Genomic DNA, 13,869 nt, shown 5'->3' with positions numbered 1-13,869 from the left:
GGGGCCCACAGGCACGCTGCCCCCCGCCCGGCGGCCGTGTCCGCACCGCCTCTGTGCCGGGGCACGGCTGCCGTCCACAGCGGTTCTCACCGGCTGCGCCGCATGCTCGTCCACTTCTCGTACGCCAACCACCACCCGGAAGGACTCGTGTACCCCATGCCCGACACCACCACCACACCCGTGCTCGACAAGGAACAGCTGCGTGACCTGGTCGCCGACGTCCTCGACCTGGACATCGCCGAGGTCACCGACGACGCCCACTTCACGGAGGATCTGGACGTCGACTCCCTGATGGCGCTGGAGATCACCGTGCGCCTGGAGAAGGAGTACGGCGTCAAGCTAGCCGAGCCCGAGCTGGCCTCGATCACCTCCCTGCAAGGCACCTACGAGCTGCTCGACTGTAAGCTGCGGGAGAACCGGTGAGCGCCGCGACGCCGCTGGGCGACATCGAGCTGATCCGCACCGGCCCGACGGGCGCGGTGACCGCCTTCGACGCGCCGGTGGACGACCCGGTCATGGCCGGGCACTACCCCGGATTCCCCGTCCTGCCCGGCGTGTTCCTCATCGAGGCCGCCGACCGCACGGTCCGCCAGTGGGCCAAGGACAACTCCGTCGCCGAGCCGTCCGGCGAGGCCACCGACGCCGGGGAGGTGGAGCTGATCGCCATGGACCGCTGCCGCTTCCACCGGCCGGTCTTCCCGGGCGACCGAGTGCTGGCGGACGTCACGGTCACCGACAATGCGGCCGGGCTGCTGTTCAAGGCGGCCCTCGCCACTAGCCGGGGCAAGGTCGCCGACATCCGGCTGCGCTACCGCGTCGCGTCCAGCGGCGACCAGGACGCGTCCGGCCGTGGGCAGGAAGAGGAAACTCTGTGACCGTGCACGGCATCGACCGGATCAAGAACACCATTCCGCACCGGGGGGAGATCCTCCTGGTGGACCGGGTGACCAACGTGGTGCCGGGCGAGAGCCTGACCGCGTACAAGGCGGTCTCCGGCAACGAGCCCTGCTACGCCCGGCTCGGCCAGGACGCGACCGCCACCGACTACGCCTACCCCACCTCGCTGGTCGTCGAGTCGTGGGCGCAGTCCGCGGTGGTGCTGTCGGTGTGGAAGAACCCCAACCCGGACGTGCTCGCCGGGAAGGTCGAACTAGCCGGTTCCATCAACGAGGTGACGATCGGCGTCCGCGCCTACCCCGGTGACGTGCTGGAGCACCGGGTGCGCCTGGTGAAGTCCGTGGACGAGACGACGATCCTCGCGGGCGAGACCTACGTGGGCGGCCGCCAAGTGCTCGGGATCGGGGCGTTCGTGGTGGCGCTGCGCGATGTCGACGAGTTGCTCCCGAAGCCCGAGCGCGCCCTGCTGAACGCCTGAGGACGTTGAGGAGAAGACGTCATGTCTGCACAGAACGACAAGGTCGCGCTGGTCACCGGGGGGTCGCGTGGCATCGGCCGCGCGGTCGCCCTGCGGCTGGCCCGTGACGGCTACGACATCGGTTTCTGCTACCGCTCCGACGAACAAGCCGCAGCCCTGGTGGAGAAGGAGGTGCGGGAGCTGGGCCGCCGAGTCCTCTCCCGGCAGGTGGACGTGACCGATCGCGTTAAGGTGCGGGACTTCGTCACTGCGGCCGAGGAGGAGCTGGGCTCGGCGATGGCCGCCGTCACCTCGGCCGGCATCACTCGCGACAGCCCGCTGGTGCTGATGCCGGACGAAGACTGGGACGCGGTGCTGCGCACCAACCTGGACGGCACCTACAACTTGTGCCGTGCGGTGGCCTTCCCGATGATCAAGCGGGGCGGCGGGGCCGTCGTCACGCTGTCCTCGGTGGCCGGGATCGCGGGCAACGCGGGACAGACCAACTACTCGGCTTCGAAGGCGGGGATCATCGGCTTCACCCGGTCCCTGGCGAAGGAGGGTGGTCGGCACGGGATTCGGGCCAACACGGTGGCGCCCGGCTTCATCGACAGCGACATGACCTCGGTGCTGCCGCCGAAGGTGTCCAAGGAGATGCTCGGCCGCATTCCACTGAAGCGGTTTGGCAGCCCGGAGGACGTCGCGTCGATGGTCTCCTTCCTGGTCTCGCCCGAGGCGGCGTACATCACAGGCCAGGTCTTCCAAGTCGACGGCGGCATCGCGCTGTGAGCGGCACGGCGGGCGGGCGCCGCCACACCCGGCGGCGCCCGCGCTTCTACTTCTCGCTGCGCAGCCCCTACTCCTGGCTCGCCTACCGGGACCTGCTTGACGGGCACCCGCGGCTGGCCGCCGCCCTGGAATGGGTGCCGTTCTTCGAGCCGGACGAGATGAGCCGCAAGCTGCTCGCCGAGGCCGGCGGGTCCTTCCCGTACACCCCGATGAGCCCGGAGAAGCACCGCTACATCCTCCAGGACGTGCGGCGCCTGGCCGCCGAGCGGGGGCTGTCCTTCGGCTGGCCCGTGGACCGCGAGCCGGTATGGGAGGTGCCGCATCTCGGCTACATGGCCGCGGCCCGGCACGGCAAGGGCCCCGAGTACGTGGCTCTCGCCGCCCGGGCCCGCTGGGAGTTCGGGCAGGACATCTGCGACCGCTCGGTGATCGCCGACCTCGGCCCCGAACTCGGGCTCGACGGAGGGGAGTTGGCTGCGTCCTCCGACGATCCCGAGCTGCGCGCCGAGGGCGTACGGGTGCTGCTGGAGATCCAGCGCGACGGCGTCTTCGGAGTGCCCTTCTTCATCGACCACTACGACAAGTACTGGGGCGTCGACCGGCTGCCCGCCTTCGTGGCGGCGCTCACCGACAGCTGCCCCGAACTCGCGGAACCCCCAGGCGCTCCCGAGGTTCCGCTCACCGAACCCGAACGGTCCGTCGACGACGGCCACGCGGGCGGATGCGGCTGATCTGCCCCTTCGGCCCACCGCATCCAAGCCGCCGTACGCCACCGATCCCCCTTTGGTGCCGTACGGCATCGACGGCCGCCGTACGCCGCACCCCCCGTTGGTGTACGGCGGCCGTCGCCGTCAGTTCCGACCGTTCCGTCCGCTCCCTACACCCGGAAGGCCCATATAGGTGCCGCATAGCGGGCGCCGGTTGGGTGGGGGGACATACCGCTGCTGTGCGACCGCGGCCCAAGCAGCCGCAGAGGGTGGGTAGTTGGGGTGACCGACTTCGAGAGCTTCGTCAGCGTGCTGCGCCGCAGGGCCGCACGGACGCCCGCGCACTGCGCCGTCCGCTTCAGTACCGGGCCGGCCGAGGAGAGCCTGACCTACGCGGAACTGGACCGGGGCGCACGCGCCGCGGCCCAGTGGTTGCGCGGGCGGGTGACGTCCGGCGACCGGGTACTGGTGTCCTGCGGGCCCGGCACCGGGTTCATCCGCGCCTTCCTCGGCTGCCTCTACGCGGGCGCCGTGCCCGTCCCGGTGCCGCTGCCCGGCGGCTTCGGACCTCAGGAAGCCCGTACGGCGGCGATCGCCGCCGACACCGGGGCCCGGCTGGTGCTCACCGACGAGGCGAGCCTGCCCTCGGTGGAGCGCTGGCTGGAGGCTGAGCGGGCCGCGCCCGCCGGGACGGCCGCCGCCTCGGTGGAGTCCGTCGAGCGCGCTGGGGACGCAGCGGGCTGGGCCGAACATGCCGTGCAAGCCGGCGAGTTGTGCTTCTTGCAATACACCTCAGGGTCGACCAGCGATCCGAAGGGCGTGATGGTCCCGCACGGCGCGCTGGCGCACAACCTGCGGCTGATGCGCGACAGCCATGGCTGGCACGGCGGTATGACCTGGTGCAGCTGGCTGCCCGCCTACCACGACATGGGCCTGATCGCGATGATGCTCGCCCCGCTGTACCTGGGCGGGACCGCGGTGCTGATGTCGTCGACCGAGTTCCTCAAGCGCCCGGTCTCCTGGCTGCGGCTGATCGCCCGGCACCGGGCCGAGATCAGCTGCGCGCCCAACTTCGCATACGACCTGTGCGCGCGCCGCCTCACCGAGGAGCAGACCGCCGAGCTCGACCTGTCCCACTGGCGCTACGCCTGCAACGGCGCCGAGCCCGTCGACGCCGGGACCCTCTCCCGCTTCGCCGAGCGGTTCGCGGGCGCGGGCTTCTCGGCGCGCTCCCTGCTGCCCGGCTACGGGCTCGCCGAGTCCACGCTCTACGTCTCGGGCACACCCGCCGACGAGCCGCCGACCGTGCTGCGCACGTACACGCGGGCGCTGGCCGGCGACGTGGTGCAGGAGGCGGAGAACGGGTCCGGCGACGCGGTGCAGGAGCTGGTGAGCAGCGGAGTGGTGCGCAGGCTGGACGTGTGCGTCGTGGACGCCGCCACCGGCGCGCCCCTGCCCGACGGCCGAGTCGGCGAGATCTGGATCCGCGGCGACAGCGTCGCGCTCGGTTACTGGAACCGGCCGGAGGAGACCGAGCGGACCTTCCGCGCGGTCACCGCCGACGGCGCGGGGCCGTTCCTGCGCACCGGCGACCTGGGGGCGCTGCGCGAAGGCCACCTGTACGTGACCGGCCGCCTGAAGGAAATGATCATCGTGCACGGTCGGAACCTGTATCCGCACGACATCGAGCGCAAACTGTGTGACCTCGACCCGGCCTTCGGCGACCTGCCCGCTGCGGTTTTCGCATCCCGGCCCGGCGGCTCCGCCGCCGCGGAGGAGATCGTCGCCGTCCAGGAGGTCCGCAGCCGCGGCGTCTCCGCCGACGTCCTGGCCACCCTGGCCCGCACCGCCCGGGCCCGCCTGTCCCAACGCCTCGGCGTCCGGGTCGGCGGCATGGTCCTCGTCAAGCCCGGCCGCATCCACCGCACCACGAGCGGCAAGATCCAGCGCACCCTGATGCGCACGCTCTTCGAACGGGACGAGCTGGCCGCACTGCGCGAGGAGTTGTCGCCTGAGCTGCGCGAGGCGTTCCGCTCGGCGGGGCGCGGGCGCGGGCGCGAGGGAGCCGTAACCCCGTCCGCACGCGGACTGAGCGTCCCGCCGGTTCCACAGGGCGAGGCATGGGATCCATACGCGCTCAGCCGGGAGTTGGAAGTACGACTCGGGGATCCGGAGGACGAGCAGCAGGTGTTCTCGTACCGGGGCAGCGCTGAGGCCGACCGGGCGGAGGAGTTCCCGGCAGCGGTCTGCCGGGAACTGGACGCCCTCGGCGTGCCCAGGTGGTTCGTACCCGCCCGGTACGGAGGCGAGCTGCGCAGCGCCGAGGAGTTGTTGCAACTGATCCGGATCCTGGCTCGGCGCGACTTCACCGCCGCGCTCGGCCATGCCAAGACCTATCTGGGCGCCGTCTCCGTGTGGGTGGCTGGCCGCCCCGAACAGGCCGAGGCGCTCGCGCGACGGGTCTGCGAGGGCGCCATCGTCTCCCTGGCGCTCACCGAGCGGTCCCACGGCAGCGACCTGCTCGCCGGAGAGCTGGGCGCCGAGCGCACCGCGCGCGGCTGGCGGCTCGACGGCAAGAAGTGGCTGATCAACAACGCCACCCGGGCCGACCTCGTCTGCGTCCTGGCCCGCACCAGCCCCGACGGCGGCAGCCGGGGTTTCAGCCTCTTCCTGGTCGACAAGTCCCGCCTGGCCGCGGGCACCTGGCGCCCGCTGCCGCGCGTCCCCACGCACGGAGTGCGCGGCGCGGACATCAGCGGCATCGCCTTCGACGGCGCCGAGCTCCCCGCCGACGCGCTGGTCGGAGCCGAGGGCGAGGGCCTGGAGGTCGTCCTAAAGTGCTTCCAGATCACCCGGACGCTCTGCTCGGCGATGTCGCTGGGCATGACCGACCACGCGCTGCGTATCGCCACCGGCTTCGCCCGCGCCCACCGACTCTACGGTCGTCCCCTGGCCGAACTTCCGCACGCCGCACGGACCCTCGCCGAGGCCTACGCCGACCTCCTGGCCATGGAGGCCGTCAGCCTCGTCGCGACCCGCTCCGTGCACACCCTGACCGAGGAGCAGAGCGCGGTCTCGGCGATGGTGAAGTACCTGGTGCCCACCCTCGGCGACGAGGTCATCGGCGCGCTGCGCGGATTGCTCGGCGCCCGCGCCATGCTGGTCGAGGACTTCGCCGACGGCGCCTTCCAGAAGCTGGAGCGCGACCATCGGATCGTGGGCATCTTCGACGGCAGCACGGCCGTCAACCTCAACTCGCTGATCAACCAGTTCCCGGTCCTGGCCCGCGGCTACCACAAGGGCCTCGCCGACCAGGACGGGGTCACGGCCGCCGCCCGGCTCGACGGTCCCCCGCCGGAGCTGGACCCCGGGCGCCTCACGCTGTACGCCCGCTCGGGTTCCAGCGTCGTGCAGTCCCTGTCGGAAACGGTGCGCCGGGTCAAGGACCTGGCCCCACCCTCCGTGGCCGAACGCGCCGTACGGCTGCTCGTGCTCGCGGACGAGGTGCACGAGGAACTCGCCGCCCACCGGCACAGCGCCCGCGCGGTCCCGGAGACGGCGTTCATCTCCGCCGGCCGGTACGCCCTGGTGTATGCGGGCGCCGCGAGCCTCCGGCTCTGGCTGGAGAACCAGGGCGATGGCAGGGCCGACGGCCCGCTGTGGCAGGAGGCGGCCTGGCTCGACGCCGTACTGGCCCGCCTGCTGCACCGCCTGACCGGCACGCCCGATCTGGACGACATCGACGGCCCGGCCCTGGACGCCCTGCTTCCAGCACTGCACGCCCAGCACGAACAGGGACTGCTCTTCTCCCTGCTGCACTGCCCACTGGCCGAGAGCGGCGCCGACCGCGCGGCGAACGCCGCCGGACCGACGACCACCACCGCCTCGGCCCTCGACTCCTCGGCCTCCACCGAACCCAACAAGGACGCGGCATGACGGACCTGTTGACCACGGGCGCCACCGCGGTCCACGTGGGTGGCGCCGTACGCGACGCCGCCATGGAGCGGATCGACCGACTGGAAACCTTGCTCGGCGATCCCTACGCCCCCACCAACCCGCTCGGCACGGCCGCCGTCCTCGCCGCTGACGAGCGCGGTGAGCTGCTGTCCGAAGGGGAACGCGCGCTGGCCGCCTACGGGCTCGGGGCCGAGTTCGTGCCGGCCGAGCTCGGCGGCCGCTTCGAGCGCGCCGACCGGTTCGCGCTGCTGATGCGCGCGATCTTCCGCCGTGACTGCGCCCTGGGCATCGGCCACGGCGTCACCAGCTTCATCGCGGGTCTGCCGATCTGGGCCGACGGAAGCGCCGAGCAACAGCGTCGGGCGGCCGAACTGCTGTGCGGCGGCGGCCGGATCGTCGCTGCCTACACCGAACTCGACCACGGCAGCGACTTCACCCGGATCTCGCTCACCGCGCGTCCCGCGCCCGGCGGCTACCTCCTCGACGGCGGCAAGCAGCTGGTCAACAACATCGGCCGGGCCGAGGCCGCCGTGGTCTTCGCCCGCACCGGCGAACGGCCCGGCAGCCGTGGTCACTCGCACCTGCTGATCGACCTCGACGCCCTGCCTGCGGGCCACGTCGACCGCTCCGCCCGCCACCTCACCTCGGGCGTCCGCGGCTGCCTCCTGGGCGGTGCCCGCTTCGACTCCTGCCCCGTTCCGGCCGACGCGCTGCTGGGAGAGGCGGGCGGCGCCATGGAGACGGTCCTCAAGGTCTTCCAGGTGACCCGCTGCGTGCTGCCCGGCATGGTCGTCGGCGTCGGCGACAGCCAGCTGCGCACGGTCCTCGGCTTCGCCGGGGAACGCCGGCTGTACGGGGCTCCGGTGGGCGCACTGCCGCTGCCCCGCTCGGTACTCACCGACGCCTTCGTGGACCTGCTGATATGCGACGCGCTGTCCGTAGTAGCCGCCCGCACCCTGCACCTCCGGCCCGCCGAGGCGAGCGTGCGCTCGGCGGCGGTGAAGTACCTCGTGCCCAAGCTGCTCCAGGAAAACTCCTACCGGCTCGGCGTGGTGCTGGGCGCCCGCAGCTACGTACGGGAAGGACCGTACGCGGCGTTCCAGGAGGCGGCGCGCGATCTGCCCGTGGTGGCGCTGGCACACGCCAATGGCGCGGTATGCCTGGCGAACATCGTCCCGCAGCTGCCGCGGCTCGCCGAGCGCGCCTGGCTACCCGCACTGGACGGCACCGCCACTCAACCACCCGACGACGAGACGCTGTTCCGCCTCCACGATCCACTGCCCCCGCTGGACTTCCACCGGCTGGAGCTGACCACGCGCGGGGCCGACGGCCTGGCCGCCCGGCTCCCGGCGTTCGCCCGGGACCTCGGCCGGCAGGCCGCCGACCGTCCCGAACTGACTGAACTCGCCAGCCTGGCCGTCGAGTTCAGCGACGCGCTAGCTGACCTGGCGCGCCGCAGCGCCGCCCTACCTCCGCTGGAGCGCACCCCGGTCGCCGGTCGCCGCTCCTTCCTCCTGGCCGAGCGGTATGTCCTGCTACTCGCGGCCGCCGCCTGCCTGGGCGTCTGGCAGGCGGCCGAGCCGTCCGACGGCTTCCTCGCCGACCCGCTGTGGGTCACGGCGGCGCTGCGCCGACTCGCCGAGCGGCTGGGACCGCGCGGCGGGCCGCTGCCGCAGGCCACCGTTCGGGCGCTCTTCGACGAGCTGTCCGGGCGCCACGACGACGCCCGCACCTTCGACCTGTTCCGCACCCGGCTCGCCCCGCGGGCCGTACCCGCCAAGGGAGTTGTTCCATGACCGAAGCCACCGTCACCGACCCCACCTCCGCCGGGGCCGCAGCCCCAGACGCCGCCACCTCGCTGCAGGCGATCTGCAGCTGGCTCGTCGACCGGGTCGCCTACTACCTCGATCGCGCCCCGGCTGAGATCGACAAGGGCACTGAACTCGCCGAGATGGGTCTCGACTCCGTGTACGCCCTGACGCTGTGCGGCGACGTCGAGGACCGCTTCGGCCTCGTAGTGGAACCCACCATGGCCTGGGACCACCCGACCATCGACGCCATCACTGCCTACCTCGCCGCCGAGCTGGCCCGGTAGGGCGGCCGTCGGACCGGACCGGATCTGCCCACCATCCACCGGGCGGAACGGCGCCACACCGGGCCGGGGCTGGCCTCCACCTCGGGGGAACGGCCCCGGCCCGCCCTGCTCTCCGCGCCCCGCGACACGGCGGACGCGCGCAATTCCGTACCGCTTCTCCGGGAAGGGGCAAACAGCCATGCCCGAGAAAACGTTCCCTGGCATTCTGTCGACCGTTGGAAACACCCCGCTCGTCGAATTCGAAAGACTGCTGCCGGACTTCAACTCCCGGGTTTTCGGGAAGATCGAGAGGTTCAATCCGGGCGGCAGCATCAAAGACCGCTCCGCACTGGGCATGCTGCTCGCAGCGATCCACAACGGCGAGGTGGAACCCGGCCGTTCGGTGATCGTCGAGTCCAGCTCCGGCAACCTCGCCGTCGGACTCGCCCAGATCTGCCGGTACTTCGGACTGCGCTTCATCTGCGTGGTGGACGGCAAGACCACTGAACAGAACCTCGCCATCCTCAATGCCTTCCGCGCCGAGGTGGAGGTGGTAACCGAACGCGACGAGCTGACCGGTGAGTTCCTGCCGGTCCGGCTGCGCCGGGTGCGCGAGCTGGTGGACCGGATACCGGACGCGCACTGGCCCAACCAGTACACCAGCGAGCTCAACCCCAAGGCCCACGAGACGACCATGCGGGAGATCGAGGAGGCCCTGGACGGCAAGGTCGACTTCCTCTTCTGCTCGGTAAGCACCTTCGGCACACTGCGAGGCTGCCGCGAACACATCAGGGCGCGCGGCCTGGACACCACAATCGTCGCCGTCGACGCGCTGGGCAGCGCGATCTTCGGCCTGGAGTCCACCCAGCGCCTGATCCCCGGGCACGGCGCGTCCGTGGTGCCGCCGCTGATGGACCCCTCGGCCGCCGACGAGGTTGTGCACATTTCCGACCTGGAGTGCGTCGCCGCCTGCCGTCGGCTCATCGACCGGGAGGCCGTGCTCGCGGGCGGCTCATCCGGGGCGACCGTGGCAGCACTGTGGAAGATCAGGCATCGCATTCCCGAGGGCTCGAACTGCGTCCTCGTTTTCCCCGACGGCGGCGACCGCTATCTCGACACCATCTACTCGGACACCTGGGTGCGCGCGAACTTCGGCGACGTCTCGCACCTGTGGAAGGACTGAACGCCGATGCTCATGTCCACCGGCCAGGAAGCACTCTGGCTCGCCCACCGGCTCGCCCCGGAGAGCTCCGCGTACAACGTGGTCCTCGCTGTGCGGCTGCGCGACCGCGTCGACACCGTGGTCCTCCAGCAGGCGCTGACCGCTCTGGTCGGCCGGCACGAACTGCTGCGCTCCCGCTTCCCCTCTACCGACGAGGGGCCCGTGCGCCTGCTCGCCGGGACCGAGAGCGTGCGGCTGGACGTGCGGGAGGTGCCGGACACCGACGAGGAAACGCTGTTCCGGCTCGCCCAGCGGTCGGGCGAGGAGCCGTTCCGGATCGCGGAGTCGGGGGCGTTCCGCGCGGTGCTGCTGCGCCGGGACGTCGCCGATGCGGTGCTGGTCACCGCCACCCACCACTTGGTCAGCGACGCCACCTCGCAGTGGCTGCTGGTGCGCGACCTGTTCGCCGAGTACGGGGCCCGCACCGGGCAGGGCGCTCCCGTCGCTCCAACCGCGGTCGCCCCTTGGGACGAACAGGTGTGCGCCGAGCGGGACTTCATCGCCTCTCCGCGCGGGCAACGTGCCGCCGCATACTGGCAGGGCGTGTGCGCCGGACTCGAGACGGCGGAGTTGCCCACCGACCGGTCGCGGCCGCCGCAGCACACCCTCAATGGTGCCACCCACGAGATGGAGCTGGACCCGGCGACGGCAGGGCGGCTGCGGCAGACCGCTGCGGAGCGGGGCGTGACACCGTTCGCGTGGCTACTCGGCACCTTCCAGTCCGCCCTGCACCGCTCCGGCGCCGGGGACGGCTTCCTCATCGGCTGCCCGGCCACCACACGGTTCACGCCCGGCACCCGGGAAGCGGTCGGCTACTACGTCAACGCGCTGCCAGTCGCCGGGCGGTTCACGCCCGCGACGACGCTGCTGGACACCGTCGAGTCCGCGCAGCGGCAGTTGCGCACCGGGATGGCGCACGCCCGCTACCCCGTCGAGCTGCTGGACGGCGGGTCGTCGCGCGGGCCGCTGTTCCGGATCTCCTGCACGTTGGTGGCCGCGGACCGGCTGCCGGTGCCCGGGTTGTACGAGGGGTCGGTGTGCCTTGGCGGACTGCGGGCCGAGCTGTGCGACGTGCCGCAGCAGGAAGGGCAGCTGGATCTGACCGTCGAGGTGCTCCAGGGCGCCGACGGTTTCCGGGCGGTGCTGCGCTACAACACCGATCTGTTCGACGCGGCCACGATCGAGCGCTTCGGGGACACCTGGCGGCGCTTGGTCGACGACTCCCTCGGCGCCCCCGGCGCCCGTGTGGCCGACGTCGTGCTCGTCGCCCAGGACGACCTGGACTTCCTGCTCGCCCTCGGATCGGGTGCAGCATGAGCGCCCCGGCGGGCGCTGGCCCGGTGGAACCGCTCCGCCGACAGTTTCCAGACGGGCCCGCCGTGTGGTGCACCAACGGCCCGGCGGCGGTGGCGATGTGGCGCGAGATGCTGCCGCCGGGGGCGTACGACAGGGCGGCGCGGCGGCTGCGGGACGGCGACACGGTCGTCGACGTCGGCGCCAACATCGGGCTGCTGTCGGTGCTCTGCGCGCGCCCGGTCCCGGAACCGCGTCATCGCAGCTGAACCGGCGCCCGCGCTGCACGCCTGCCTGGTCCGCAACCTCGCCGAGCACGCGACGCCGGGCTGGGCAGCGGAGTGTGCGGCCGTCGCGGACCGCCCCGGCCGCCTGCGCTTCACTTACTACCCCGCGGCCCCGGCAACTCCGGCCTGCACGCCGACCAGGCGGCCGACGACGAAATCACTCTGGCCTTCCTGTGCAACAGCGGGGTGGACCCCGAGGACGCGGCCGAACTGGTCCAAGGCCTGCACGAGGGCATCGAGTTCACCATCCCTGCCCTGACCGTCTCCGACCTCTTGCGCCGCCACGCCGTCTCCCGCGTCGACCTCCTCAAGGCCGACGTCGAACGCGCAGAACTGGACGTCCTACACGGCGTCGAGGACCTCCACTGACCCTTGATCCACGCGGTGGTGGCTGAGGTCCACGACGAGTCCGGCCGCCTTACCGCCGTCCAGGACCTCCTCCACCGCCACGGTTTCGGGGTCGATGTCCACCAGGATCCCCTCCTGGCAGGTACGGGCCTGTACGAGGTGGAGGCAGTAGGGGAGCAATAGCCGATCGCCGCCGCCCTCCCTCCCGACCGACCCACCAGGCCCCGTCACACCACCGGCAACGTGGCCGGGCCCGCACGCCCCCCGGCATGGCACACCTTGCCCGGCCCTATGCCCGCGCCGGCACCGCACGCTTCCTCTGGGCTGCACATCCGCCCCGGCACGTATCCCACACGGCGGCACCACATCCAGCCCGGCCCCGCGCACCGGCGCCGGGCCCGCACACTCAGCCCGGCCCTCGTGGCTCCGGCGGGACGTATAGGGCGCATATAGCGCCCGATCCCACCATCGCTGCATCACATCAGGCTTTGTCCTCGCCCGTCCGGCAGAGAGGGAACCGCATGCTGATCCTCCGACGCACCGATGTGACCGAAGTGCTGTCCGGCCGGGAGGCGGAGATCATCGACCTCGTCGCCGACACCTACCGGCTGCACGACGCAGGGCAGACGTCCCTCCCACACTCGACGTTCCTGCGCTTCCCCGAGGAGAACCACAGCCGCGATCGGATCATCGGCCTGCCCGCCTACCGCGGCGGCGAGCGTCCGGCGGCCGGGATGAAGTGGATCGCCTCCTTCCCGGGCAACGTCGCCGCCGGCACCGAGCGCGCCTCCGCCGCCATCGTCCTCAACTCCCTCGACCACGGTCGCCCGATCGCCTTCGTCGAGGGCGCGGTGATCTCCGCCAAGCGCACCGCGGCAAGCGCCGCGCTGGCCGCCGTGAAGCTCACCACCGAGCGGCCCCCGACCTCCGTGCTGCTCATCGGCTGCGGCGTGATCAACCTGGAGATCCTGCGCTTCCTGGCCGCCGCCCTCCCCGAACTGCGCGAGGCCGCCCTGTACGACACCGATCCGGCCCGCCCCGAGGCGTTCACCGCCCGCTGTGCCGAGGCCGTCCCCCGTGTGAAGGCCCACCCGGTCGGCGACCTGACCGCCGCGCTCGGCGAGCACCGGCTGGTGTCGCTGGCCACCACCGCCGCGTCCCCGCACATGGACCTGGGCGCGTGCGGGCCGGACACCACCGTCCTGCACGTCTCCCTGCGGGACCTGACGGCTGAGGCAGTCCTCGGCGCGGTCAACGTCGTCGACGACGCCGATCACGTCTGCCGCGAGCACACCTCCCTCGACCTGGCCCAGCAGGCCGCCGGGAACAGGGACTTTGTCGCCGCCGAGATCGGTGCACTGCTGCGCGGCACCACCCTCCTGCCCCGCGTCCCGGAACGGCCCGTCGTCTATTCCCCGTTCGGCCTCGGCGTCCTGGACATCGCCCTGGCCGAGTTCGTGCGCGATGAGGCCGCACGGCGCGGGCTGGGGGTCCACGTCGAGGACTTCCTGCCGGCCTGAGCCCCGCGCCGGTCACGGTTCCGCATACCAGCACCACCAGCACATATCAACCCGCACCTATCCACTCGTATGCCTCAAGGAGTCCCCATGACCGCCGAGCAGACCGAAGGCCCCCGTCAGCGTGTGGTGTTCAACGACGAGGAGCAGTACTCGCTGTGGCCCGTCGGGCGGGAGCTGCCCGCCGGCTGGCACGCCGAAGGCACCGAGGGCACCCACGAGGAGTGCCTCGCCCGGATCGCCGAGGTGTGGACCGACATGCGTCCGGCGAGCCTGCGCCGCCGCATGCACGAGAGCTCCGCGGCCTGAGTCCGCCACCGC

At 71.9% G+C, this 13,869-nt stretch carries 16 protein-coding genes; 15 read left to right on the top strand and 1 reads right to left on the bottom strand.

What is annotated here, in order from left to right:
- Positions 1 to 36: 36 nt before the first annotated feature.
- The 13 genes from ACFVYR_RS20625 (at position 37) to ACFVYR_RS20565 (ending at position 12,052) form a co-directional block, all read left to right on the top strand.
- Positions 37 to 423 (top strand): acyl carrier protein, encoded by a 387-nt coding sequence (locus tag ACFVYR_RS20625; RefSeq protein ID WP_384251008.1) that lies wholly within the window; start codon positions 37 to 39, stop codon positions 421 to 423.
- Entirely contained in the window at positions 420 to 875 is a 456-nt protein-coding gene (locus tag ACFVYR_RS20620; RefSeq protein WP_384251006.1) for a 3-hydroxyacyl-ACP dehydratase FabZ family protein, read from the top strand. Before ACFVYR_RS20625 ends, ACFVYR_RS20620 begins: the two co-directional genes overlap by 4 nt.
- Complete coding sequence (locus tag ACFVYR_RS20615; RefSeq protein WP_384251004.1) at positions 872 to 1,375, top strand: 3-hydroxyacyl-ACP dehydratase FabZ family protein; 504 nt, start codon at positions 872 to 874, stop codon at positions 1,373 to 1,375. Before ACFVYR_RS20620 ends, ACFVYR_RS20615 begins: the two co-directional genes overlap by 4 nt.
- Before the next feature lie 21 nt (positions 1,376 to 1,396).
- Positions 1,397 to 2,143: a 3-oxoacyl-[acyl-carrier-protein] reductase gene (gene fabG, locus ACFVYR_RS20610; RefSeq protein ID WP_384251002.1), complete on the top strand. Its 747-nt coding sequence runs from the start codon at positions 1,397 to 1,399 to the stop codon at positions 2,141 to 2,143.
- The gene (locus ACFVYR_RS20605) at positions 2,140 to 2,874 is read left to right on the top strand and encodes a 2-hydroxychromene-2-carboxylate isomerase (protein ID WP_384251000.1); all 735 of its coding nucleotides are present in this window, start codon (positions 2,140 to 2,142) and stop codon (positions 2,872 to 2,874) included. The genes fabG and ACFVYR_RS20605 overlap by 4 nt, the downstream gene beginning before the upstream one ends.
- Before the next feature lie 258 nt (positions 2,875 to 3,132).
- On the top strand, positions 3,133 to 6,786 hold the full coding sequence (locus ACFVYR_RS20600; RefSeq protein ID WP_384250997.1) for an AMP-binding protein: 3,654 nt from the start codon (positions 3,133 to 3,135) through the stop codon (positions 6,784 to 6,786).
- A complete protein-coding gene (locus ACFVYR_RS20595; protein ID WP_384250995.1) occupies positions 6,783 to 8,603 on the top strand; it encodes an acyl-CoA dehydrogenase in 1,821 nt (606 codons plus the stop codon). Before ACFVYR_RS20600 ends, ACFVYR_RS20595 begins: the two co-directional genes overlap by 4 nt.
- Positions 8,600 to 8,902: an acyl carrier protein gene (locus ACFVYR_RS20590; RefSeq protein ID WP_384250993.1), complete on the top strand. Its 303-nt coding sequence runs from the start codon at positions 8,600 to 8,602 to the stop codon at positions 8,900 to 8,902. The genes ACFVYR_RS20595 and ACFVYR_RS20590 overlap by 4 nt, the downstream gene beginning before the upstream one ends.
- A gap of 178 nt (positions 8,903 to 9,080) precedes the next feature.
- The gene (sbnA, locus tag ACFVYR_RS20585) at positions 9,081 to 10,064 is read left to right on the top strand and encodes a 2,3-diaminopropionate biosynthesis protein SbnA (protein ID WP_384250991.1); all 984 of its coding nucleotides are present in this window, start codon (positions 9,081 to 9,083) and stop codon (positions 10,062 to 10,064) included.
- A gap of 6 nt (positions 10,065 to 10,070) precedes the next feature.
- A complete protein-coding gene (locus ACFVYR_RS20580; RefSeq protein ID WP_384250988.1) occupies positions 10,071 to 11,420 on the top strand; it encodes a condensation domain-containing protein in 1,350 nt (449 codons plus the stop codon).
- Between the two features lie 62 nt (positions 11,421 to 11,482).
- Positions 11,483 to 11,665: a hypothetical protein gene (locus ACFVYR_RS20575; protein ID WP_384250986.1), complete on the top strand. Its 183-nt coding sequence runs from the start codon at positions 11,483 to 11,485 to the stop codon at positions 11,663 to 11,665.
- A complete protein-coding gene (locus ACFVYR_RS20570) occupies positions 11,655 to 11,942 on the top strand; it encodes a hypothetical protein (protein WP_384251248.1) in 288 nt (95 codons plus the stop codon). Before ACFVYR_RS20575 ends, ACFVYR_RS20570 begins: the two co-directional genes overlap by 11 nt.
- Positions 11,870 to 12,052, top strand: a complete 183-nt coding sequence (locus ACFVYR_RS20565; RefSeq protein WP_384250984.1) for an FkbM family methyltransferase — start codon at positions 11,870 to 11,872, stop codon at positions 12,050 to 12,052. The genes ACFVYR_RS20570 and ACFVYR_RS20565 overlap by 73 nt, the downstream gene beginning before the upstream one ends.
- On the opposite strand, the gene ACFVYR_RS20560 is transcribed toward ACFVYR_RS20565, so the two are convergent.
- A complete protein-coding gene (locus ACFVYR_RS20560) occupies positions 12,026 to 12,154 on the bottom strand; it encodes a hypothetical protein (RefSeq protein ID WP_384250981.1) in 129 nt (42 codons plus the stop codon). The two genes, ACFVYR_RS20565 and ACFVYR_RS20560, sit on opposite strands and share 27 nt — an antisense overlap.
- Before the next feature lie 398 nt (positions 12,155 to 12,552).
- On the opposite strand from ACFVYR_RS20560, the gene sbnB reads away from it, so the two are divergent.
- On the top strand, positions 12,553 to 13,551 hold the full coding sequence (gene sbnB, locus ACFVYR_RS20555) for a 2,3-diaminopropionate biosynthesis protein SbnB (RefSeq protein ID WP_384250978.1): 999 nt from the start codon (positions 12,553 to 12,555) through the stop codon (positions 13,549 to 13,551).
- A gap of 87 nt (positions 13,552 to 13,638) precedes the next feature.
- On the top strand, positions 13,639 to 13,857 hold the full coding sequence (locus ACFVYR_RS20550) for an MbtH family protein (protein WP_384250975.1): 219 nt from the start codon (positions 13,639 to 13,641) through the stop codon (positions 13,855 to 13,857).
- The last annotated feature ends 12 nt before the right edge of the window (positions 13,858 to 13,869 follow it).

This window comes from Streptomyces sp. NPDC058284, from assembly GCF_042881135.1.
Taxonomy (GTDB): domain Bacteria; phylum Actinomycetota; class Actinomycetes; order Streptomycetales; family Streptomycetaceae; genus Streptomyces.
Note: the sequence above shows the minus strand (reverse complement) of the source record. Positions and strands in the feature narration are given on the sequence as shown.